Origin of the sequence: Acinetobacter sp. PFS20, assembly GCF_052261015.1 — a bacterium.
Lineage (GTDB): Bacteria > Pseudomonadota > Gammaproteobacteria > Pseudomonadales > Moraxellaceae > Acinetobacter.
In genome coordinates, this window is the sequence record NZ_JBPVZE010000001.1 from 72,917 (window position 1) to 94,235 (window position 21,319).

Sequence of the window (21,319 nt, forward strand, 5' to 3'; positions counted from 1 at the left end):
ACTCATGATAAAATGAGTTTTTACTCATAATAAGTACAACATGACATTTACCCAGCTTGAAATTTTCGCACTTATTGCTGAACTAAAAAGCTTTACTGCTACAGCAGAAAAGCTGGGAATTTCACAGTCGGCAGTTTCTCATGCGCTTAAGTCATTAGAACAACAATGGGGGATTAACCTCATTTCAAGAACTCAAAGTGATATTGAGCTGACTACAACAGGTCAGCAGTTACTCACTCATGTAAAAGAGCTATTGAGTATTTCCAATACATTAGAAAAAGAAGTGGCTGCGATCCATGGATTAAATGAAGGCACATTACATATCGGATCTTTTGGGGCTTCATCATCCATTTATCTATTGCCTGAAATTTTAGAAGCCTTTCGGCAGCGCTACCCTAAAATCGAAATTTATATTGATGAAGGTGAAGATAAAGAAGTTGCCCAGTGGTTATTGGAACGGCGCATCGAGGTTGGTTTTTTGATTATGCCAGATGAGCGTTTTGATACATTCCCTTTAATTGAAGACCGTTTTGTTGCCCTAATTCCAAATGGTTACCCACTCGCAGAGCAGCTTTACATTGATCCAGCACAGCTAGAAAACTGCCCTTTTATTATGACGATGGCTGGTAGTCGACATCAGGTCGAATTAATTTTAAAAAACTTTAATGTAAAACCAGACATCAAATTTTATGTGTCACAAATTCTGAGTATCGTCAGCATGGTTCACAATCAATTAGGGGTGTCCATTGTGTCTGATATGGTCATTACCAAAGAATTACTCTCACTCTATCCTAACGTGGTCAAACGCCCTTTTAAACCGAATCTTCAACGTTCTATCGGCCTTGCAGTGAAAAATAAAAAGCATATGAGTCCTGCTGTGAAAGCATTTATTGAAGTTGCCCAATCGGTTTGGTCAGATCATTAAATGATTAGGGATAATTTTTAAGAATTTGATAACGAACTTTTTCAGGTCAATTTTTAAGCGCATTAGATGACTTTTAACGTAAAAAGCGCTATTACTGCCCCATGCTGACCAAATCGGCGCACCATTTATCGCCAAAAACCACTTTTCTAATTCAAATTGGTGCACTTATTGCATATTCACTTTTATGCAATTGAGTTTGTTTCGACAAACTTAGGTTTTTAGATTCCTTAAATCTATTTTGGTGCAATTTACAGACCCAGATTTGTTCCAAAATGGAATTTAGCACTTTTTTCGAGCATGCTATGCAAAATGTAGATCTATTTTTCTTATTACTTGGTGCAGTTTTGGTTCTTGCCATGCACGCAGGTTTTGCATTCTTGGAACTTGGTACGGTTCGCCATAAAAATCAGGTGAACGCACTAAGTAAAATTCTGACTGACTTTGCCCTCTCTGCAATCGCTTATTTCTTTGTTGGCTACTACATTTCCTATGGTCAGCATTTCTTCCATGATGGTACAAGCCTCGCAAGTGATCATGGCTACAACTTAATGCGTTGCTTCTTTTTACTGACGTTTGCTGCGGCAATTCCTGCCATTATTTCGGGAGGTATTGCTGAACGCGCCAAAATGCGTTCACAAGCAATTGCGACACTCGCTCTAGTCGCGCTGGTTTATCCATTTTTTGAAGGCATGGTCTGGAATGGTAACTACGGTCTACAAAAATGGTTAGAAGCAACTTTTGGTGCAGCTTTTCATGACTTTGCAGGTTCAGTCGTAGTGCATGCTATGGGTGGTTGGATTGCACTTGCTGCCGTGATTTTATTGGGTGCACGTTCTGGTCGTTATAAAAAGGATGGTCGTGTAAGTGCTCATCCACCATCTTCTATTCCATTTTTAGCGCTCGGTTCATGGATTTTAATTGTTGGCTGGTTTGGTTTTAACGTGATGAGCGCGCAGCGTGTTGATGCAATTTCTGGTCTGGTTGCCATTAACTCGCTCATGGCAATGGTCGGCGGCACCATTACAGCAAATGCGATTGGGAAAAATGACCCTGGTTTCTTACACAACGGCCCACTTGCAGGCTTAGTTGCAATCTGTGCGGGTTCTGACATTGTTCATCCAGTCAGTGCGCTTGTTATTGGTGGTGCAGCTGGTGCAATGTTTGTGTACCTATTTACCTACACACAAAACAAGCTTAAGGTTGATGATGTCTTGGGTGTATGGCCTTTACATGGCGTATGCGGCGCATTTGGTGGTATTGCAGTGGGTTTATTTGGTCAAAAATGGCTTGGTGGTTTAGGCGGTGTATCTTTTGCTTCACAGCTCATTGGTACAGTACTTGCGATTGCTATTGCGCTCGCTGGCGGCTTTATTGTTTATGGTTTACTTAAAGCAACTATTGGCATTCGTTTATCTCAAGAAGATGAGTTTAGGGGTGCAGATTTATCCATTCACAAAATTTCTGCAAACTCTGAAGAAGGTATGTTTTAATTTTGTATAGGCACGACAGAGTCTTTTCTTCTGTAATAGCAAATAACATCAGTCAATTACGTTACTTTTGTTTCGGCATGAGTAGCGTCTAAAGCTACGCAAGACCAAAACCATTTCCATTCACAAAACCTGTTCCCTATTGATTACTATCCAAATAATTTGCAAAAACTTTAAACTTCTTATGCTCAACAGGTTGTGAATGGACACACCCATTCATCATTTTGATCACGAAATTAAATTTAGTTTAAGAACAATTTAAGTTTTATTTTATGTAATGCCTTCAACTCACATTTAAATTGATGTTGCATGGCAATGAATCAACAAAAACAATTTTTCCAACTTCAGCTTATTTTTCTTGTCCTTAGTTTTTTTATACTTTTATTCATATTTCCAGTGGGTGGGAACATTGATATGTACTTCATTCACCCTTGGATGGATTCAACGGGTCATTTCTTTAATCGAGACAATTGGTACCTTGTCAGGGTTAACCATGAAATCGTAAAACAAATCATTACCACTGTTTATGTGATCTTTTTATTTCTGTGGATTGCGTCATTTAAAGTAGAAAAATTGAAGCTTTATCGCTGGCAATATGGCTATATGTTTTTTGTGAGCATGATTGGTAGCGGTGTAGTTGGCCTATTAAAATCACAATCTGCTCACGCTTGCCCTTGGAATATGGTTCATCCGACTGCTTTAAGTTATGTGTGGGACTTTACCTCTACGCATGGTCATTGCTTTCCAGGTGGTCATGCAAGTGCAGGCTTTATTTTAATGACAGGCTTTTTTGTTTATCGCCTTGAGCAACCTAAACGTGCCTATTTTTATCTGATCGCTGGCATTATCTTAGGCTTTCTAATGGGCTGGGGACAAATGATGCGTGGTGCCCATTTCCTTAGTCACAATTTATGGACTGGCTGGGTCGTTTGGGCAGTGAATATCTTATTTTATAAAATTTGTATTCACCGCTTTGAATTTGAAAAACGAATCAAACAAGAACTTGCTTAAATCAAGTTCTTGCTTCATGAATATGTAGAGCTTTTGGCAGTTTAACTAAAACAGAGAGTCCACCAAGCTCTAAGCTTCGATCTAGCGTCAAAGTTCCACCTAAACGCTGAGTCGCTCGGTCAACAATTGATAAACCTAAGCCACTACCCACTTCAAGGTGGTGGTGTACACGATAAAAACGTTTTAAAACTTTATCGTAATGTTCAGGGTCAATCCCTGCACCGCTATCTTCAATTTGTATACATGCATCGCCATCTGTAGCATTAAAGACTGAAATATTAATCATTCCTTCATGAGGCGTGTATTTGATTGCATTATCAATTAAGTTAAAAATAATTGAGTGTACTGTTGGCTCAATACTATGCATTTCAATCGGTTCGTTACGGACAAAACCTAGGTCAATATCTTTTTGCATAGCTAAATTAACCAGCTGTTCAACACAATTTAAAGCGACATCATTGAGCTGAAAAGTTTTGGTCGGTTCAATCACACTTAAAGAGACATCTTGCTTAGCCAAAGCCAAGAGCTGTGTGACCAAATGCTGAATACGTGCTAATCCTTTACTCAAATTTTGCAAAGACTCGTGTTCAGGAAGCTGACTGATTAGAATTTTCGTTTGCAAATTTAGAGCTGTAACTGGGGTTCGAAGTTCATGTGCAGCATCAGCAATAAACTGTTTCTGTTCCATTTGAGCCTTTGATATACGCTCAAATAAACGGTTCATTTCATCAATAGTTGGCAATAACTCTTGCGGGTAGTCCGCAACTTCAATAGGTGTCAGTTCTTCAGAATCACGATGAGTTAGTTCATTCTTAAAGTCATCTATTGGCTTTAGCCCTCGACGGATAATTGCTGCTAGAGCAAAAATCGCAAATGGCAAAATAATTAAATATGGAATGAACATACTTCCAGCAAGTTCCCAAGCAAAAGCTTCACGAACCCGCTCTTGTTGGCTAACCTGAATCTGGTAATCTTTTAAAGGTAAAATATAAGTTCGTACTACACCTTGGCTGGTTTTATGTGAATAAAAACCAGCTTGTGTAACTGGTGCAACCAACAGATGTAAATGGTGAGATAAATGAGCCTGATCTTTATAGGCCCAAATATCTACAAATAGATCTTCTTCATGATAAGTCTTATGAAAATCAAACTTACTACTTACCGTTTTCAATGGATATTCAGCTGTTCGTTCTGCTAAATATTGCATTTGAGTATCTAAAATTTCATCAACTTCTTGAAGTGCAACCTTATAAGCACTAAAAATTAATATACAACCTAAGATGACACTGAAAATTGAGGTGCCCCAAATCAGTCGTTTTTTTAATGAATAATGCACTTTTATAAAGTTCCAAAATTGAAGCGAGGATTACCCTAAACGGTAACCCAACCCTCGAATAGTTCGAATAAAGTCTTTTCCAAGTTTAGCTCTCAAGTGATGCACATATACTTCAATCGTATTACTGGTCACTTCACTATCAAAATCATATAACTTATCTTCAAGATTTGCTTTAGAAAAGATTTTATTTGGGTGGCTCATTAAAGGAATAAGAATCGCCCATTCACGGTTCGACAAATCAATCCGCTGACCTTTAAAGGTTGCAATATGTTGTTCAACATTTAAAACCAGATCGCCATTTTGTAAAAGTTGCTCATGGTTCGTAAGCTGAGCTTCTACTCCTGTACGGCGCAATAGTGCATGAATACGGGCAAGTAACTCATCGAACTCGTATGGTTTAATTAAGTAATCATCTGCACCGTGGTTTAATCCATCTACACGGTTTTGTAACTGGTCTCGTGCCGAAATGATTAAAACTGGAGTGACGGCTCTTTGACGGATTTGCTTTAAAACCTGCATGCCATCCATCATCGGCAAACCTAAGTCTAATAAAATGATATCAAACTTATTTTTGGCCAATTGAGCCAAACCATCTAAGCCATTATTGACCCACTCCACCTCAAATTGATGATATTGCAGCAACGTTATTGTTGACTCTGCAATCATAAAATCATCTTCAATCATCAAGATTTTTGTCATGTTCTAGGCTCGCTTTAATTCACATGGGCACAAGAGTGCAGCATATCCAGTTGAGGGTTGATGACCTGAGTTTTTACATCTAACAAACTTAATAAGCTTGGGAATAAATTATCCTGACTTAACTTTTGTTTCGTTTGTTGGCCTAAACAACTCACTTGTGCAAGATTGTGCTGCTTCCATTTATCAGAGAACCACATAATCATTGGTACATGTGTTTGTTGACTCGGTGCGATTGCATAAGGTGAACCATGTAAATATAAACCATGTTCACCAGTTGATTCACCATGATCAGATAAATACCATAAACCTGTTTGATATTTCGATACTTCTTTTAAATTATTAATCATCTGACTTAACACATGATCTGTATACACAATCGTGTCATCATAACTATTTAATAACTCTGTTTGAGAGCAGCCCTGTATCGCATTAGTATCACAAGTCGGTTTAAATGGTTGATATGCATCAGGTGCACGCTTGTAATAAGCTGGGCCATGACTTCCGACTTGATGTAAAACAATTAAACGTGGACGTGTATCTTCTTTAGGGATAGTAGCTAAATATTCATTTAAGCTATCAATTAAAATATCATCAAAGCATTCGCCATCTTTACACCATTTTTGCTTTAACTTTTCTGAAATTTGATATTGCTCAACACGATCACATGCACCTTTACAACCAGAGTTGTTATCAATCCAAGTCACCTGATAACCCGCACGCTTTGCAATATCAAGTAACCCTTCACGATGACTTGCTAATTGCTCATCATAGTCAACACGTGGCATGCCAGAGAACATACATGGAACTGAAACAGCGGTTGCTGTACCACATGAACTTACTTGAGAAAAATTCAAAATATCTTGTTTAGAAAGCTCTGGATTCGTGTTTTTGGCATAACCATTGAGTGAAAAACTTTCCGCACGAGCTGTCTCACCAACAACCAGCACCATTAATTTAGGCAGGTTCTTTTGTACTGCCTGAACTTGATGAGCATCTTCACCATATTTCACAAGAGGAAGATTTTTCTTAGGTGCCTTTTTATGATAATAAGACATTAAAGAAGAAATAGTGTTTTGAGGAGAAATCATGCCTTTTAAATCACGATGCTCTCTAAATATTGCTGCAAAATCCACATAATATGTAAAAAGCAAAATACCAACAATTGCAAAAGAAGCGATAATTGAACCGACTTTTTTCAACAACAAATGGGATACTTTTTCTTTTTTAAGTTTTACTTGAGTAATTAAAATAATAGGTAAAACAACAAAGAAAACGCTCCAAAGTCCAAAGCGTAATGAAACTAAATCAGAAACTTCAGATACATCTGTTTGTATCATATTTTGAATCTGATCAGGCGAGATGATTACACCTAACGTATTTACAAAATAAGAGCTAAAACCACCAATAAAGACCAGCAAAATTGCAAAAAGTTTGGCCGTCCATTTCCAGTTTAAAATTTGTAAAAGCGCATAATACGCAGCAACAACAATAATCACTGTAGCAGCTAAAAATAGAATAGCCTTTACTCCAAAATATGGAGTTAAAAGATGTACTTTGTTATAAAAACCAATATTTAAAACTGCACCTAACCAAATGGCTATAATGAAATTAAACATAAACAGTGAAATCTGTTTATTTTTTAAGGTAGAAAAAAAATTCAGCATCTTGGGGGAACTACAATCTTTTTATGATGCTTTACTGTAGAAATTGAAACTTAAAAATGACTTAAATAAAAAATGATCTAATACATAAATCTTAAAAAATACTTATTTCAAAATTTTTCCAACAAAAAGACGAGGTTAAGTTTAACCCCGTCTTTTTTGACTTTTAACTAGATATTGTTCTTAGAAACTATATTTAGCCATTAAACCAACACGGTTATCTTTGTAAGATTTACCATCAAAAGTATCACGCTTACCGTTAACGTATTCAACACCTAAATCAATTGGTTTAACTGGTGTGTAAATCACGTTAAGCCATGCTTGTTGAACTTTTTCATTAGCAGATGCATTTAATCTTGCAAAATCAGTGCCGTCATCAGCGAATTGAGCACCATATGCTAAAGTCGAACGCAAGTTAGGTAAAATCTTATAAGTTCCACCCACTTGTACTGCTACAAATTCATTTTGCTCAATAGAATTACCTTCTACTGCGTAAGCAGAGTTACTACCATATAAATAGGTATTATCACCTACAACATATGATGCATCAGCAAAGAGTTTTAAAGGATCAGATACTTTAAAGTCTGTACCAACAGCTACACCCCAACCAGTTTTCTCATCATCAGCAAGCTGTGATTTATAATTTTCTACTAAAACACGAGCTGATGCAGAACCTTTACCCTCTGCATAACCTTGAGTGATTTTAGCAGTTAATGCAGGTAAGCGATATTTAAGACTGTCACCCGTAGAAGATGTTGAACTGTCCGCTTTTTCTGCAGAAACAAACAATTGAGTTGTTGGACCTAATTTGTAGTTATAACGTACTTGTGGAACACGTTTAGTACCACCACCAATGTTTGTCGAGAAGTCGATCATTTCTGGCGCATGGTTAGACAAGAAGTTCGAAGTTGTTTGACCGAATAACCAGTTGTTATACGTTAAGTAAGCATGACGAATACGTAATCCATCATTTGTACCTGCAAAGTCAACTTCGATTTTACCACCAACTTTAGCGTCATTTACTGGAGCAGTAAAATCTAAACCAAGACGTGTAGTTTTAGCAGTCGCACGCAATTTATCTTGTGTTTTACCATCTGACTTACTTACGTCGTTAAAGTCGTTATCCGCACCTTCAATAATATAATTAGCGTCGCCACGAACAAAACCATATAGGTTCACATCAGCACCCGCTTTAGATTTTAATGATGCTAAAGGTGAAACTGGTGCAGCAACAGGTTGTGCCTTAACTTCAGCAAGTTGAACTTGCTGTTGTTGCTGTACTTGCTGCTGTTGTTGCTGCACTTGACTTTGTTGTTGAATTAAAGCTTTTAAAGCCTCAACTTCTTTACGAAGCTGTTGAATTTCCGCTTTGTCGGAAGTCGCAGCATGTGCCCCACTCATCATTAAAGCTGTAACTGTAAGCGCTAAACTTTTAACAACGAAAGATTTACGATTAAGGAATAGATCCATCAAAAACTCCAAAAATATATTTTATGTTGCCTATCCATGCCAAGTTGATTTACGCCATTAAATTAAGGGGCTAAAAAATCAACTCTCCTCCACTTTGGTTACATTAATTTTATTACCGCAACCAAAACCAATTTCAACGTTATGCAAGACCAAAACCAATAACCAAAGACATAAAAAACATACTTTGACTTACAGATTTTTACCCTAACTTCATGTTCTAACGAATCCTACACAACTCTCTTATCTTATAGAATGATTAAATCGTTATTTCATTATTCTTTTTTAGACTTTAGGCTAATATCCAATCTACTTGAACATTTTTCTACCCATTTTAATTGATTCACATGATTTTTCTTGTTAACGAAATCCATTTTTACTCCAGTTAGCTTCCATTTGCTACCCAAACAAGATGGCACAATTAATAGAGCATTTAAATAGCTAAAAACATACATTTTTAGAAACATAGACAAAGGTAGTAGATAATGACTAGATCATTCCTTAATCGATATTAAATTTCTTTATTTCATTTAGTTAACATTATTTTTCTTGTAGTTTTGCATGTTTCCAGAGAGAAATAGGGAGCAAAGTAACAGTGCCAATAATGACAATAGCTATCAAATAATAGAAATAACCGAAGGCATCTCCAAACACACCACTTAAGCTATAAAGCCCCCCACTCACAGTCGCCATGACTGAAACCTGAAAGGTGAAATCTGTACCTGCATATTCTTTTCGACTGTAGTGCATGACTAAGGTCAACATAACCACCAACAACATTGCCGAGAATGCATCCTCTAAAGCATTGATTGTATAGATAGCCCAGACATTGAGTTGAATTTTCTGCTCGTAAGCATAAGCTAAATAGGCATAAGCCGCTAAACTCATGATTTTAAAGACTGAAAAAACAATTAAAGCTGTTGACCTTGAAAAGTACTTCAGCCCCCATCCTGCTATTGCTGCCCCTATCAGCGCCGCTACTGCACCGAGCATCGTGATATAAACACCAATTTGAGTAAAACTTAACCCCATATCCACCATTAAAGGTTTGAGTAATGGCCCAGCTAAGCCGTCCGCTACTTTAAAAGTGATGAGTACTATTAACCAAGAACGGAGCTCTTTACTTTGGGAGAAATACCCCAAATAGGCTTTAATTTTTAGAATTAAATTTTGTTGGCCAAGTTTGGGTTCTTCATTTAGATGAGAAGTGTGTTGAGGCTCTTTAAATAATAAAACGGGTAAAGTATTTAAAAATACTATGGTTGCTAATAGCAAAAAAGTAGGTTGCCATGTCAGCCAGTCTAAACACCAAAGTACGGCGCCTCCACCGACAATAAAACCTAACCGCGAACCAATGACCTGAAATGTATTCCCCCAATGTTGTTGATCATGTTTCAATAAATTGACTGCTAAAGCATCGGTCGCAATATCTTGGGTTGCTCCTGTTAAATTCATAAAAAGAAGTGAAATGAAAAAGGCGAATAAATAAATGGGCTGATCTAAAGCTTGAACGGGGAAAAAAGATAAAATACATAGCACACCTACCGTCAAAAACTGCGTAGGTAATATCCAACTACGATAGTGCCCTAAACGGGAAAGTGCGTGCCGATCAACCCATGGCGCCCAAAAAATCTTGATTGACCAAGGCAGCATTAATAAGCCAAAACCACCAATATGGGCGAGTGAAACTCCTTCTGCTCTTAAGATCACGGGTAAAGCGTGCGTCATAAACCCAACAGGCAGTCCTTGTGCCCAATATAAAGAAAATAGCAGAAGATAAAGATTTTGCTGCCGCAACATAGAAACCTACTTTTTATTTGTTTAATGAGGAATAACATCAAATGTCATGTTGTTCTTACATTTTGCCAATGAAGCATATATTTCAAAAGATTAAGATAAAACGAGGACAAGTTAAAATTTTAAAAAAAATATGGATCAACATTTCCCTAATTTACCTGATTTGGTACCCCAACGTGGCACTGCTTTAAGCCGGGCGCTATTTAAGAAACTTTTTTTAGCACAAGGTTGGACAATTGAAGGCGAAGTTCCCAATTTTCCAAAAGCAGTCGCGATTATCTCACCCCATACTTCTAATATTGATGGATGGTATGGCTTTCTTGCGATTTTCGGATTAGGTATCCAAATTACAGTATTAGGTAAAGACGCTCTTTTTAAACCACCTTTTAAACGAGCTTTAGATTGGGCTGGAGTCATTCCTGTTAAACGTGACACGGCCAATGGACTGACAGAACAAGTCGTTGCCACCATTCAAAAACATGACAAGATCTGGATTGGAATGGCACCCGAAGGTACACGTAAAAAAGCAAAAAAAATGAAAAGTGGTTTTTACCATATTGCTGCAAAAGCCGATATTCCCATTGTGATGTTTTCTTTTGATTATGACCGTAAGACGATTCACTGCTTAGGGCACTTAAATCCTAGTGGTAACTATGATGAAGATCTCACTAAGATTTTTGAGCGTTATGAAGGAAAAATATCACCCAAAAATCGCAATTGGCTCGCTGAACCTTTACAAAATCTAGTGAAAAAAACCTAGCAAAAATTGAGCAAATCTGGTCTTATGGCCCTTCTTAATTTATCTCGACATAGATTATTTTTAAAGATGAAAATTGCTCAATTTGCCAGTATTGGATTTATCTCTCTAGCACTATTTGGCTGTGATAAATTTAGCAAAACACCAGCACCGACAACCTCAATGAAAGCCCGTGAACCTGTGATTGCGCTTGCTTTAGGTGGCGGTGGAGCAAAAGGATTTTCACATATTGGTGTAATCAAGGTTTTAGAGTCTCACGGAATTAAACCTAAAATTGTGACAGGTACTAGTGCCGGTAGCTTTGTGGGAAGTATCTACGCAAGTGGACAAACGCCTTATCAATTGCAAAGTCTAGCGCTGAAGTTACAAGAATCGGATATCCGCGATTTAACACTCAACCGTCAGGGTATTATTCTTGGACAAAAGTTACAGGACTACGTTAACCGTAACGTAGGCAACAAACCAATTGAGAAATTTCCAATTCGTTTTGCAGCGGTCGCAACGCGCCTTGATAATGGTCAAAAAGCTGACTTTATTAAAGGTAATGCAGGCCAAGCCGTACGCGCCTCTTGCAGTATTCCAAATGTGTTTGTACCAGCAACTATTGGTAATCAAAAATATGTAGATGGCGGATTGGTGAGTCCAATTCCTGTTAAAACAGCTCGTGATATGGGTGCAGATATTGTGATTGCCGTTGATATTTCTGCGCGTCCAGCAGGAAATCGCCCAGCCAATATGTGGGGATTACTAGATCAAACCATTAATATTATGGGTCAACAAAGTATTAATGAAGAACTCAAGCAAGCCAATGTTGTGATTCAGCCTAAAGTAGGCCATTTAGGTACACTGGACCTCAAATCAAGTAATCAGGCAATTTTAGAAGGTGAAAAAGCTGCTCAAGCTCAAATTCGTCAAATTGAGAGTGCGATTGCAACCTTCAAAAAATCTCCAGCAGCATTTAAGCCAGCACCACGCTCTAAATTCTAATTGGGGTGGTTTTTTTCTATCCACATTTCCCATCATCTGCTACAGTGGTAAAAGTGATATTGAGTCACTTTTACTCACATAAATATATATAAAAGAGCAGATCTATGGAGTTCGTTGTACAACCTTGGCATTGGTTTGTATTGGGTATCTTACTTATTCTTTCTGAACTGATCCTCCCTGCCTTTGCTGCACTCTGGTTTGGTATTGCCGCCATTATGGTGTGCATTCTCTATTGGTTATTTCCAGATATTAGCCTCACAACACAAATTGTATTGTGGATAATACTATCAGTGCTATGCACCATTCTTTGGTTCAAATTTATTAAACCCTTATCGATTGATAAAACTAAAGCGGGATTACCCCGTGAAGCAACGATTGGTCAAATTGGAATGGTGATTCAAACTGGTCTAGACCATGATCAAATTATTGTTCGTTTTCCAATGCCTATTTTAGGGGCCGATGAGTGGAATTGTCGGAGCACCACTCCTGTTAAAGTGGGCGATCGAGTTAGAGTTATTGATATTTCGGGTAATGACTTAATTGTTCAAACCCACGGTACTTCATAAACATTAAAGATAAAGAGAGGGTATTTTATGCCAGTCGGTACTATTATTGTTTTAGCCTTTTTGGCTTTTGTTGCTGTTACCATTTTTAAAGGGGTCCGTATTGTTCCTCAGGGCTATAAATGGATTGTTCAGCGTTTAGGTAAGTACCATTCTACGCTAAATCCAGGGCTTAATTTTGTTATCCCCTATGTAGATGAAGTGGCTTATAAAATTACCACTAAAGATATTGTGCTCGATATTCCATCACAAGAAGTAATTACACGTGATAACGCTGTGTTGCTTATGAATGCTGTAGCCTATATTAATTTAACTACACCAGAAAAAGCAGTATATGGTATTGAAAACTATACATGGGCTATTCAAAACCTTGTACAAACTTCATTACGTTCTATTGTTGGTGAAATGGATCTAGATGATGCATTGTCTTCACGCGATCATATTAAAGCTAAATTAAAAGCAGCTATTTCTGATGATATTTCAGACTGGGGTATTACCTTAAAAACAGTCGAAATTCAGGACATTCAACCTTCTCATACCATGCAAGCTGCTATGGAAGAACAGGCTGCTGCAGAACGTCAACGTCGTGCGGCTGTCACTAAAGCAGATGGTGAAAAACAGGCTGCTATTTTAAGTGCAGAAGGTCGTTTAGAAGCATCACGTCGTGACGCAGAAGCCCAAGTTGTTTTAGCTGAAGCATCTCAAAAAGCGATTTCAATGGTGACTAGCGCAGTCGGTGATAAAGAGATTCCAGTTGCTTACCTTTTGGGTGAACAATATGTTAAAGCAATGCAAGATATGGCGAAATCAAGTAATGCCAAAACTGTGGTTTTACCTGCCGATGTCTTGAATACAATTCGCGGTATTATGGGAAAGCATAATTAATTTCATTACTTCAAATAAGTAATTGAAATCAAAACGGTGACTACAATGTCGCCGTTTTTTATATTATTGGTTTTTTAGTCTTTTCTGATCTTTCAAAGGTAGTTTTTTTACGACTAAATCATAAGAATCATGAATTAAGTCTTGAAGTAAATCGCTTGTTAAATTCCTATGCGGCGTAATCGAAATCCAGTGTTTTTTATTCATGTGATAACCCGGAATAATAAATGAATAAAGCTCCTGATATTCCTGACTTTTATAAGGGTCACATTTGACATTAATCATTTTGACGCCTGCCACTTCCGTTGTCAGGATGAATATTTTTTCTAATATTTTAAAAACTTCATATTCAGGCCCAAATGGATGAGTTTTTTGGCTGAATGGAAGATTACTTGCAATTTCAATTGCTTTTTGATGGAGTTGGTCACCATTCATTCTTATCTCCTTTATTCATTGAATATGAATGTAAGCAGGATTATTGATTTAATTTTTTATTAGTTGGTACGTGCTAAAAGGAATTGTGAGATATCAACCAATTCTTTTGCATTGTCACCAAAATGAGCTAAGGCTTCAAAAGCTTGATCATGCAATTCTTTAGCATAAATCTGTGCTTGCTCAAGCCCCATTAAAGCTGGGTATGTTGATTTTTGAACTTGCTCATCTTTACCAGCAGTTTTGCCCAAAGCTTCAGTACTCGAAGTGATATCGAGAATATCGTCTAATACTTGAAAAGCCAGTCCAATGGTCTGCCCATATTGGCGCAATTTTGGAATTGCTTGATCTGTTCCAGAGAAAATAGTGACTGCACCCATCATAATTGCAGCCTGAATAAGCGCACCAGTTTTATTACGATGGATATTTTCAAGTTCGTCTTGAGTAATTTGCTTGCCTTCAGATTGTAAATCTAAAACCTGTCCAGAGACCATTTTAGAAGTAGCTGTAGCTAAAATCTGAATTTGTTTTAATACAATTGCAGCATCGGTGCCCTGCCCTTGCTCATCGAACAAACGACTACCTAAAACCTCAAAAGCCATTGATTGTAAAATATCGCCTGCGAGTAAAGCAGTATCTTCACCAAATGCAACATGACACGTCGGCTGACCACGACGCAATAAATCATTGTCCATACAAGGCAAGTCATCGTGCGCTAGCGAATAACAATGAATTAACTCTACAGCAACCGCCGCACGACGAGCCGCCGCAAAATTTGGATTTGGCTGTAAAGAAGCAGTGGCATAACACAAAGCTGGACGCACACGTTTTCCACCAAGCATGACTGCATGGTGTACTGCACTTTTTAAAGGCTCTGGAATTGAGAACGCGGCCAGTGTCGTCAATAAGTCTTGTTGAATACGTTGTTGAGCTTGTTTTAAAACATCCGCATTAACTTGAGAGAGTGATGACACAGTCGCCTCGATAAAATCAGTAGAGAAATTTTATTGAATGTAATGAAGCATTCATGCGCTACATCATACACGATTCACTGTGAAAAGTGGGTGATGAGTTTTTGAAGGCAAACGTAAAAAAGCCTCTACATGATTGAGAGGCTTTTTCTTATTTAATGACTTTTAGAAGCTGTCACCTGGAACGCGTACCCAACCTTCCATTAACACACGTGCACTACGGCTCATAATGGCTTTTTTAACGACCCATTGATCGTTAATAAGTTCCGCTTGAGCACCAACACGTAATGTTCCAGATGGATGACCAAAACGTACCGCTTCACGTTCGCCGCCACCAGCTGCAAGGTTTACTAACGTTCCTGGAATAGCAGCCGCTGTACCAATCGCAACAGCTGCTGTTCCCATCATGGCATGATGTAATTTACCCATCGACAAAGCACGAACCAATAAATCAACATCACTCTCTGAAACACTCTTACCGCTCGATGCCGTGTAGTTTTTCGGTTTAGAAACAAAAGCAATTTTTGGTGTGTGCTGACGTGCAGCCGCTTCTGAAATATCTTTAATTAAACCCATCTGTACCGCACCATACGCACGAATTTTTTCAAAACGTGCCAGTGCAGCTGCATCACTATTAATATGATCTTGTAATTCAGTACCTTGATAACCCAAATCTTCTGCATTTAAGAAAATGGTTGGAATTCCGGCATTAATAAAAGTCGCTTGGAAACGACCAATATCAGGAACATCTAATTCATCAACAATATTCCCTGTCGGGAACATATCGCCGCCTTCTTCGCCATCATCGGCTGGATCTAAAAACTCAATTTGAACTTCAGCAGCAGGAAATGTCACGCCATCGAGTTCGAAATCACCAGTTTCTTGAACTTGACCATTGGTGATAGGTACATGTGCAATAATGGTTTTTTGAATATTTTTTTGCCAGATTCGAACCGTGCATAAGCCATTTTCTGGAATACGATCTGCATCTACCAAGCCATTTGAAATCGCAAAAGAACCAACCGCAGCAGTCAAATTTCCGCAGTTACCACTCCAGTCTACAAAAGCCTGATCAATTGAAACCTGACCAAACAAATAATCAACATCATGATCTGGCTGAGTACTTTTAGCGAGAATAACTGTTTTGCTGGTACTCGAAGTGGCTCCGCCCATCCCATCAATTTGTTTTCCATAAGGGTCTGGGCTACCAATAACACGTAGTAAGAGCTGATCTCTTGCTTGTCCTGCAACTTGGGCTTTTTCTGGCAAATCATCAAGCTTAAAAAAGACACCTTTACTAGTTCCACCACGCATATAAGTTGCTGGAATTTTAATTTGCGGTACTGAGCTCATATCAACTGTTATCCTTACTATTATGTTCTTCTATATCAAAACAAGCATTCTTGTTTACCCTTCTCTGCATCTTAAATTGTTTTAAGGCCAAGAGATAGTAATCTGCTTTATACATCAATCGTATTGACGCGAGCATATTTTGAGAATTTAGCAATATGCTTGCAATGACTTAATCTAAGCAAAATCTATGAAAAAAAGTCTATATGAAATTATATTTTTTAGAGCACTTTTCACTCTATATTGAAATATTAAAAGTAAACCAATGATTTTAAATATATTTTAATATTACTTTTCAGTCACAGCTTATTAATTTGTAGTCTAGGCTAAAATAACTCCATCTATTAGAATAATTTACTTATTCATTGTGAGTGAAGACCTTTGACCAACGAATCTTCTACACTGCAACGAGGACTAAAAAATCGACATATCCAATTAATTGCTATGGGTGGAGCAATTGGTACCGGATTATTTTTAGGCTCGGCGCAAGTGATTCAATCTGCGGGACCATCCATTATTTTAGGATATGCCATTGGCGGCTTAATCGCGTTTTTGATTATGCGTCACTTGGGAGAAATGATTGTTGAAGAACCTGTTGCAGGATCGTTCAGCCATTTTGCGTATAAATATTGGGGGAAATTTCCCGGATTTTTAACCGGATGGAACTATTGGATACTCTACGTTCTGGTGGCGATGAGTGAGCTCACCGCGGTAGCCAAATATATTAATTATTGGTGGCCTCATATTCCAGCGTGGACTTCTGTCTTATTTTTCTTTGTCGTGATTACGGCAATTAACTTAACCAACGTCAAATTTTATGGGGAGTCCGAATTCTGGCTCGCTATTATTAAAGTTGCTGCAGTTATCTCTATGATTGTGTTTGGGCTTTATTTGCTCTTTACAGCAGATGTAGGTTCAAGCATTTCATTTAGTAATCTTTGGTCTCATGGTGGATTTTTTCCAAATGGCTTTAGCGGCCTGTTCTATATGTTGGCTTTCTTGATGTTCGCTTTTGGTGGTATTGAACTGATTGGTATGGCCGCAGCAGAAGCAAAAGATCCGAAAAAAACCATTCCAAAAGCAATTAACCAAGTCGTTTTCCGTATCTTGATTTTCTATATCGGTTCATTGGCAATCTTACTTTCATTAGTACCATGGAACCAATTAGATCTTGGCGGTCTCGACAAAAGTCCATTTGTTATGATTTTTAGCCAAATGGGAATTGGTTGGGCTGCACACTTACTGAACTTTATTATTTTAACTGCTGCTCTATCTGTTTATAACAGTGGGATGTTTGCAAATAGCCGTATGCTCTACAGTCTCGCTCAACAAGGGAATGCACCAAAAGTTTTTGCAAAAACCAATAAACAGGGGGTTCCTATTCCCGCTGTTCTGCTTTCTGCTTTATTAATCTTTGGTTGTGTTCTTTTAAACTACTTTGTACCTGAAGATGCTCTTGGACACCTTATGTACGTTGTGGTTGGTGCACTTGTTCTAAACTGGGCAATGATATCAATTACACATTTGAAGTATAGACGCTTTGTTAAGCACGCGAATATTAAGACATCTTTTCCAGCGTTATGGTCGCCATTTAGTAATTATTTAGTTTTAGCGTTTATTGCTGTGGTTCTCTATATTATGTGGACTCAAGGCTTCAAAGAGTCAGTAATGATGATCCCTATTTGGATTACGGCAATGCTCGTACTTTTTGACTATTTAAATCCTAAAAAGTTAGATTCCATTGAGAATCCTGAAGAATAAATAAATCTAAAAAGCCATTGTCTAGACAGTGGCTTTTTTTATTTAAGACTATAAGATTAAAATCATACCTGGATGTCTGTTTAGAGCCACTTTTTCGTATCATCAGCTACAGGCTTGCCATGAATAATGTGCATTATCATTGCATGAGCAATACTGCCCTTAAATGGAATTTCAGGTAATTGATCAAATTTGAAAAACTGAGCATCGCTAAGTTCTTTCTCCTGAATTTCAATTTCGCCCGCTTCATATTCGGCTTTAAAGGCCAACATTAAGTTACTCGGAAATGGCCATGGTTGGCTCGCTAAATATTGAATATTCTTAATTTGCAATCCGACTTCTTCTAATGTTTCACGTCGAACAGCATCTTCTAGTGTTTCCCCTACCTCTACAAAGCCTGCGATTAAACTATACATCTGGGTTGTATTTCTGGCATTTTTAGCCAGCAAAATCTCGTTCTCTCCACGCGTAATGATAGTAATCACACAAGGGTTAACTCTAGGATATTGACTAAAATTACATGCTGGACAAGTCATAGAATATTCAGTCTTATGCTGCTGGGTTTTATGTCCACAACGGCTACAAAACTGATGATTACGACGCCACTCTAGTAACTGAAAAGCACGACTTGCCTGTTCAAACTGCGGTTTAGTCCAATACTGCAAGAGTTGGCGAATAGGTATGAACTGATATCCATTTGGTATAGGTTCACCTTCTTGGAAATCTCTTGCTATTACTTGAGGATCTGATTGTATATGTAAATCATGTTCCTGCTGTTGAAGGCAAGGCAAATTAAAATTCGCATCAACCAAAAGTTGTTGTTGCTGAAAAATATAAGCAATAGGAAGGTTGTTGGTATCCATTTATATACTCGAGTGAAGAACCTTTCGACGGCCTCTATAGCTTCTTCAAAAGGATCAGACTTAAAACCTATTTTTCAAAAATCTTACGCATATTAGCAAACACCTTCAATTTATTTAATTTGTATCTTTTTGATTAAAATCACATTTTATTCACACTCGTTATGCTTTTAAGTTATATCTATGACTTTATAGTTAAGTGACTATTGATGAACTTAGAAGCACTGCTTCACATAAAATTGATCTCTGAAAATTTAGACTAGTTTTAGTTCCATCTCATGAAGCAAAAATATGCGATTTGGTTTAATTCTGGGTGATCAATTAAATCACCAACTCGCAACGCTCAAGTATTTAAACCAGAATGAAGACATTATTTTGATGGCTGAAGTACTTGAGGAAACATCTTATGTTGCTCATCATCCACAAAAAATAGCGCTGATTTTTAGTGCAATGCGGCACTTTGCAAAAGAATTAAAAGCACAGGGCTGGAAAATCCGTTATCACACATTTAAGCGCGAAAGTCATATAAAAAAGTTAGTCGACTTTATTACTTTGCAGCAGCAACACTTCTTCGCGAACGCTCTCGTCGTTACCCAATGTGGTGAGTATCGCTTACAGCATGAAATCGATACTTCATGGTCTAACTCACTAAAACTACCTGTTATTTGTTTAGAAGATGATCGCTTCTTTTGTGCCGTAGAACAATTCAAGCAATGGGCAAACAAATATAAAACGCTAAGGATGGAATACTTTTACCGAGAAATGCGCAAGCAAACTCACTATTTAATGCATGACCAACAACCCGTAGGCGGGCAATGGAACTTTGATCAAGCCAATCGAAAAGTGTGGTCAGGCAATCCACCTTTGCCACCAAAATTAACCTTTAAGCATGATCAAATTGATATAGATGTTATTCAACTGGTCAAGAAAGAATTTTCTCAACATATCGGCAATCTCAATTCCTTTCTATGGGCAACAACCCGTCAAAATGCCTTACTTGCTTTAGACCATTTTATTTCTAACAACCTACCCCACTTTGGCGATTATCAAGATGCTATGGTTTATGGTTCAGATTTTATGTTTCATAGTCTGCTCTCGCCTTATTTAAATTGTGGATTGTTATTGCCAAAAGAAGTGTGTGACGCTGCTCAAACAGCCTATTACAACGGACAGGTCCCCTTAAATGCAATAGAAGGGTTTATTCGGCAGATATTAGGATGGCGGGAATATGTACGTGGAATCTATTGGTTATCTATGCCTGACTATAGCGATCAAAACACCCTTCATGCCACCACGCCGCTGCCACAATATTACTGGACGGGTAATACAAAAATGGCATGTATGGCAGAGTGTTTCAGAAATACCTTTGAACATGGCTATGCTCACCATATTCAGCGTTTAATGATTACAGGCAACTTTGCGCTTTTAGCAGGTGTAAACCCATCAGAAATTTGCGAATGGTATTTAGCTGTCTATGTAGATGCTTATGAATGGGTCGAATTACCGAATACATTAGGCATGGCGATGTATGCAGATGGCGGCATCATGGCAAGTAAACCCTATGCTGCATCAGGTAATTACATACATAAAATGTCAAATTATTGTCAGCACTGTACATATAACGTCAAAACCAAAACTGAGCCTGATAGTTGTCCATTTAACAGCTTGTATTGGTATTTTATGAGCCAACATGAGGCCATATTTCGTCAAAATCCCAGAATGGCGATGGTCTACAAAAATCTTGATCGTATGAAAGATAAGGCTTCTGTCATGAAGCATGCAAAGTTACTCATTCATCAACTTGATGAGCTTTAGGATCATGAAAAAACAGCATCTACCTCAGAAAATATGTGTCTATTGTCAACGCCCTTTTGACTGGCGAAAAAAATGGGAGCGTTGCTGGGAAGAAGTAAAATATTGCTCTGAAAGATGTAAAAGACAAGCCCGCTCAAATAAGTAAATATTTCACGCGATTGTTTTAACTGATTCAACACTACTCTTCATTGTTGAATCATTTGTCTTTCAATTGATTATATTTGATAGTCTTAAGCATATTTATACTGACGAGAACAGTAAGCTCTTTCAACTTCTGGTGAACGTAATTGCTGATGCTTGGTTTTATGCCCTGCCATACGCTTGCGCCAGAGTTTAAAACTGCTCGATTTTAAGTTGTATCTCATTAAACGAATAACTTCACTTTCACGCAAGCCATACTCTCGCTCAATTGCTTCAAATGGGGTTCGATCTTCCCATGCCATTTCAATAATTCTAGATAAGTCCTGTTCATCAATTTTTTTCATGTTATGCCCTTTTAAATTATGCTGTAACCAAATCTGATTCTTTAACAAACAACCTTTCGGAAATAGCTTCACTTAC

The 21,319-nt window shown here is 37.8% G+C and carries 20 protein-coding genes and 2 pseudogenes; 10 read left to right on the plus strand and 12 right to left on the minus strand.

Features of this window, described 5'->3' with window-relative positions; all coding sequences use genetic code 11:
- Positions 1-40: 40 nt before the first annotated feature.
- Positions 41-925 carry a LysR family transcriptional regulator gene (locus ACS125_RS00280; RefSeq protein WP_443269954.1) on the plus strand — a complete coding sequence of 295 codons (885 nt, stop codon included), beginning with the start codon at positions 41-43 and terminating at the stop codon, positions 923-925.
- Positions 926-1,227: 302 nt separating this feature from the next.
- Positions 1,228-2,415 carry an ammonium transporter gene (locus tag ACS125_RS00285; RefSeq protein ID WP_016137075.1) on the plus strand — a complete coding sequence of 396 codons (1,188 nt, stop codon included), beginning with the start codon at positions 1,228-1,230 and terminating at the stop codon, positions 2,413-2,415.
- Positions 2,416-2,554: 139 nt separating this feature from the next.
- Here the strand turns inward: ACS125_RS00285 and ACS125_RS00290 are convergent.
- A pseudogene (locus ACS125_RS00290) lies at positions 2,555-2,635 on the minus strand (hypothetical protein); the annotation flags it as partial.
- A 79-nt stretch (positions 2,636-2,714) separates the two neighbouring features.
- On the opposite strand from ACS125_RS00290, the pseudogene ACS125_RS00295 reads away from it, so the two are divergent.
- Positions 2,715-3,423: pseudogene (locus ACS125_RS00295) on the plus strand (phosphatase PAP2 family protein).
- A gap of 1 nt (position 3,424) precedes the next feature.
- On the opposite strand, the gene ACS125_RS00300 reads toward ACS125_RS00295, so the two are convergent.
- From ACS125_RS00300 to ACS125_RS00325, 6 genes are all read right to left on the minus strand, one after another.
- A complete protein-coding gene (locus ACS125_RS00300) occupies positions 3,425-4,759 on the minus strand; it encodes an ATP-binding protein (RefSeq protein WP_151964375.1) in 1,335 nt (444 codons plus the stop codon).
- Between the two features lie 30 nt (positions 4,760-4,789).
- Positions 4,790-5,458: a DNA-binding response regulator PmrA gene (locus tag ACS125_RS00305; protein ID WP_004789346.1), complete on the minus strand. Its 669-nt coding sequence runs from the start codon at positions 5,456-5,458 to the stop codon at positions 4,790-4,792.
- Positions 5,459-5,472: 14 nt separating this feature from the next.
- Positions 5,473-7,122: a phosphoethanolamine transferase gene (locus ACS125_RS00310; RefSeq protein ID WP_443269958.1), complete on the minus strand. Its 1,650-nt coding sequence runs from the start codon at positions 7,120-7,122 to the stop codon at positions 5,473-5,475.
- A gap of 180 nt (positions 7,123-7,302) precedes the next feature.
- Complete coding sequence (locus ACS125_RS00315) at positions 7,303-8,589, minus strand: DcaP family trimeric outer membrane transporter (protein ID WP_174732701.1); 1,287 nt, start codon at positions 8,587-8,589, stop codon at positions 7,303-7,305.
- Between the two features lie 272 nt (positions 8,590-8,861).
- Positions 8,862-9,053 (minus strand): hypothetical protein, encoded by a 192-nt coding sequence (locus tag ACS125_RS00320; RefSeq protein ID WP_034591627.1) that lies wholly within the window; start codon positions 9,051-9,053, stop codon positions 8,862-8,864.
- Positions 9,054-9,126: 73 nt separating this feature from the next.
- Entirely contained in the window at positions 9,127-10,386 is a 1,260-nt protein-coding gene (locus ACS125_RS00325) for an MFS transporter (RefSeq protein ID WP_174741589.1), read from the minus strand.
- A gap of 130 nt (positions 10,387-10,516) precedes the next feature.
- Between ACS125_RS00325 and ACS125_RS00330 the strand changes: the two genes are divergently transcribed.
- The 4 genes from ACS125_RS00330 to ACS125_RS00345 all read left to right on the plus strand — a co-directional run bounded on the left by ACS125_RS00330 (position 10,517) and on the right by ACS125_RS00345 (position 13,575).
- A complete protein-coding gene (locus ACS125_RS00330; RefSeq protein ID WP_443269962.1) occupies positions 10,517-11,143 on the plus strand; it encodes a lysophospholipid acyltransferase family protein in 627 nt (208 codons plus the stop codon).
- Positions 11,144-11,209: 66 nt separating this feature from the next.
- Positions 11,210-12,127: a patatin-like phospholipase family protein gene (locus ACS125_RS00335; RefSeq protein ID WP_443269964.1), complete on the plus strand. Its 918-nt coding sequence runs from the start codon at positions 11,210-11,212 to the stop codon at positions 12,125-12,127.
- 104 nt (positions 12,128-12,231) lie between these two features.
- Entirely contained in the window at positions 12,232-12,693 is a 462-nt protein-coding gene (locus ACS125_RS00340) for an NfeD family protein (RefSeq protein WP_004789340.1), read from the plus strand.
- A 27-nt stretch (positions 12,694-12,720) separates the two neighbouring features.
- Complete coding sequence (locus ACS125_RS00345; protein ID WP_004789339.1) at positions 12,721-13,575, plus strand: SPFH domain-containing protein; 855 nt, start codon at positions 12,721-12,723, stop codon at positions 13,573-13,575.
- Between the two features lie 63 nt (positions 13,576-13,638).
- Here the strand turns inward: ACS125_RS00345 and ACS125_RS00350 are convergent, their stop codons facing one another.
- From ACS125_RS00350 to prpF, 3 genes are all read right to left on the minus strand, one after another.
- A complete protein-coding gene (locus ACS125_RS00350) occupies positions 13,639-14,007 on the minus strand; it encodes an MmcQ/YjbR family DNA-binding protein (RefSeq protein ID WP_443269967.1) in 369 nt (122 codons plus the stop codon).
- Between the two features lie 59 nt (positions 14,008-14,066).
- Positions 14,067-14,978 carry a polyprenyl synthetase family protein gene (locus tag ACS125_RS00355; protein ID WP_004789337.1) on the minus strand — a complete coding sequence of 304 codons (912 nt, stop codon included), beginning with the start codon at positions 14,976-14,978 and terminating at the stop codon, positions 14,067-14,069.
- Between the two features lie 162 nt (positions 14,979-15,140).
- Positions 15,141-16,328, minus strand: coding sequence for a 2-methylaconitate cis-trans isomerase PrpF (gene prpF, locus ACS125_RS00360; protein WP_151964368.1), 1,188 nt, complete (start codon positions 16,326-16,328; stop codon positions 15,141-15,143).
- Positions 16,329-16,706: 378 nt separating this feature from the next.
- Between prpF and ACS125_RS00365 the strand changes: the two genes are divergently transcribed.
- A complete protein-coding gene (locus tag ACS125_RS00365) occupies positions 16,707-18,086 on the plus strand; it encodes an amino acid permease (RefSeq protein WP_004789335.1) in 1,380 nt (459 codons plus the stop codon).
- Between the two features lie 80 nt (positions 18,087-18,166).
- On the opposite strand, the gene nudC is transcribed toward ACS125_RS00365, so the two are convergent.
- Positions 18,167-18,946 (minus strand): NAD(+) diphosphatase, encoded by a 780-nt coding sequence (gene nudC / locus ACS125_RS00370; protein ID WP_174730579.1) that lies wholly within the window; start codon positions 18,944-18,946, stop codon positions 18,167-18,169.
- Positions 18,947-19,234: 288 nt separating this feature from the next.
- On the opposite strand from nudC, the gene ACS125_RS00375 reads away from it, so the two are divergent.
- Together ACS125_RS00375 and ACS125_RS00380 are read left to right on the plus strand one after the other, a co-directional pair.
- Positions 19,235-20,758 carry a cryptochrome/photolyase family protein gene (locus tag ACS125_RS00375; protein WP_443269972.1) on the plus strand — a complete coding sequence of 508 codons (1,524 nt, stop codon included), beginning with the start codon at positions 19,235-19,237 and terminating at the stop codon, positions 20,756-20,758.
- A gap of 4 nt (positions 20,759-20,762) precedes the next feature.
- A complete protein-coding gene (locus tag ACS125_RS00380; protein ID WP_077162469.1) occupies positions 20,763-20,903 on the plus strand; it encodes a DUF2256 domain-containing protein in 141 nt (46 codons plus the stop codon).
- Positions 20,904-20,988: 85 nt separating this feature from the next.
- Here ACS125_RS00380 and ACS125_RS00385 read toward each other — a convergent pair whose 3' ends face one another.
- Positions 20,989-21,243 carry a TIGR03643 family protein gene (locus ACS125_RS00385; RefSeq protein ID WP_443269974.1) on the minus strand — a complete coding sequence of 85 codons (255 nt, stop codon included), beginning with the start codon at positions 21,241-21,243 and terminating at the stop codon, positions 20,989-20,991.
- Between the last annotated feature and the right edge of the window lie 76 nt (positions 21,244-21,319).